This is a genomic window from Micrococcus sp. HSID17227 (genome assembly GCF_003989405.1).
Taxonomy (GTDB): domain Bacteria; phylum Actinomycetota; class Actinomycetes; order Actinomycetales; family Micrococcaceae; genus Micrococcus; species Micrococcus luteus.
In genome coordinates, this window is the sequence record NZ_RBLN01000346.1 from 1 (window position 1) to 1,813 (window position 1,813).

Here is a 1,813-nt window from a genome sequence, read left to right on the forward strand (position 1 = left end):
GAGCTGAACCGACCCTGCCCCAGCGGACCCCAGGCCTGCAGCTCGATCCCCTCGGCCGCGCACACCGGGCCGAGGCGCCCGGCGTCGGCGTCCGCGGGGGCGTCCGGGTGGTTGGCGAGCACGACCGCCTCCACGAGGGTGCGGTGGTGCAGGCCGAGCTCGACCTGGACGCACGCCAGCCCGGTCCCGTCCGCCGCCTGGCTCTCGAGCTCGCGCTGGAACTCGAGGACGCGGCCCACGCCGAGGTTGGAGACGCCCAGCTTGCCGACCAGGCCCGCCTCCCGCGCGTCGAGGAAGGCGCGCACGGTGTCGGCCACGGGCGTGAGGACGTCGGGCCGGTGGATGATCAGGGTGTCCACGCGCTGCTCGCCGAGGCGGGCCAGCGAGCCCTCCAGCGAGGCGCGCACGTGCTCGGGCGAGGAGTCGTAGCGGGTCAGGCGCCGCCCCGCCGGGTCCGTCTCGTGCAGGACGATCCCGCACTTGGTCTGCACCTTCAGGGCGGAGCGCTCCTCGTAGGGCAGCTCGTGCAGCAGCCGGCCGACGGTCTCCTCGGAGCGGCCGGCCCCGTAGATGTCCGCGGTGTCCAGCAGGTCGACGCCGGCCTCGATCCCGGCACGCAGGGCGCGGCGGGCACGCTCCACGGCCGCCTCGGCCTGCGCTTCGCCCGCGGGCCCCTCCGGCCTCGCCCCCGGGTCGGCGTCCGGGGGCGGCGGGGGAACGGACCCCCAGGCCATGGTCCCGAGGACGATCGGGGTGGCCGGAGTCGGGTCGAGGTCGAGCGGCGGATGCGTGGGGGCTGTGCTCATGGCCTCACCGTCTCACGTCCGCCCGCCCCGGGTCCGGACCCGCCGCCCTGTGATGGGATGGGTCCATGAAGCTCGCCACGTTCCGCCAGCCCGACTCCGACGCCGCCTACCCCGGCGCCACGTTCGCCGCGGTCATCACCTCCGTGCACCCCGAGGACCCCGAGGTCGCCGTGCGCGCCGTCGCCCTGCCGGACTGTCGCGACGTCGGCGAGTACCTCACCGCCACGCCGGAGGAGCAGCGGGAGATGGTGGAGGGTGCCCTCCGCGCGGCGCAGGCCGACCGGTCCCTCCTGCTGGACACCTCCGGCCTCGTCTACGACACGCTCGTGCCCTTCCCCACCAAGGTGTTCTGCGTGGGCCTGAACTACACGAACCACATCGACGAGACGGGCCTGGATCGCCCCGAGCATCCGACGCTGTTCGCGAAGTTCCCGCAGTCCCTCACGGGTGCACTGGACCCGATCGAGGTCCCCGAGGAGGACCACCGGGTCGACTACGAGGGCGAGCTGTGCATCGTGGTCGGGGAGCCGGGCCGACGCATCGCCGTCGAGGACGCCCCGGAGCACATCGCGGGCTACGCGGTGGCCAACGACATCTCCATGCGCGGCTTCCAGGGCCGCACCTCCGAGTGGCTGCAGGGCAAGGTGTGGGAGGCCTCGACGCCCGTGGGTCCGTGGCTGGTCACCCCGGACGAGTTCTCGGCGGATGCGCGCGTCCTCACGCACGTCAACGGCGAGCTGCGTCAGGAGGACAGGGTCGCCGACGTCGTCTTCTCCCCCGCCGAGCTGGTCTCCTACGCCTCGCAGCTGATCACCCTGAACCCGGGCGACCTGATCCTGACCGGCACGCCCGCGGGGGTCGCCCTGGCCCGCCGGGACGCCGAGGGCCGCCGCCCGTGGCTGCGTCCGGACGACGTCGTCGAGGTGGAGATCACCGGGCTGGGACGCCAGCGCAATGAGCTCGTCTGAGGCTGCGGCGCCGGCGGACGCCCTGCCCCGCGTCGTCGG

Annotated in this window: 2 protein-coding genes; one reads left to right on the forward strand and one right to left on the reverse strand. The window is 74.2% G+C overall.

Annotated features, from left to right (window positions below):
• Positions 1 to 806, reverse strand: an 806-nt coding sequence (locus tag D8M29_RS11625) for an aldo/keto reductase (protein ID WP_148111604.1), incomplete at its 3' end; no start/stop codon positions are given.
• Between the two features lie 65 nt (positions 807 to 871).
• On the opposite strand from D8M29_RS11625, the gene D8M29_RS11630 reads away from it, so the two are divergent.
• Positions 872 to 1,774 carry a fumarylacetoacetate hydrolase family protein gene (locus D8M29_RS11630; RefSeq protein ID WP_036315940.1) on the forward strand — a complete coding sequence of 301 codons (903 nt, stop codon included), beginning with the start codon at positions 872 to 874 and terminating at the stop codon, positions 1,772 to 1,774.
• The last annotated feature ends 39 nt before the right edge of the window (positions 1,775 to 1,813 follow it).

Coding starts and splice junctions, on each gene's coding strand:
- D8M29_RS11630 (WP_036315940.1), top strand. CDS start 872: ATGAAGCTCGCCACGTTCCGCCAGCCCGACTCCGACGCCGCCTACCCC.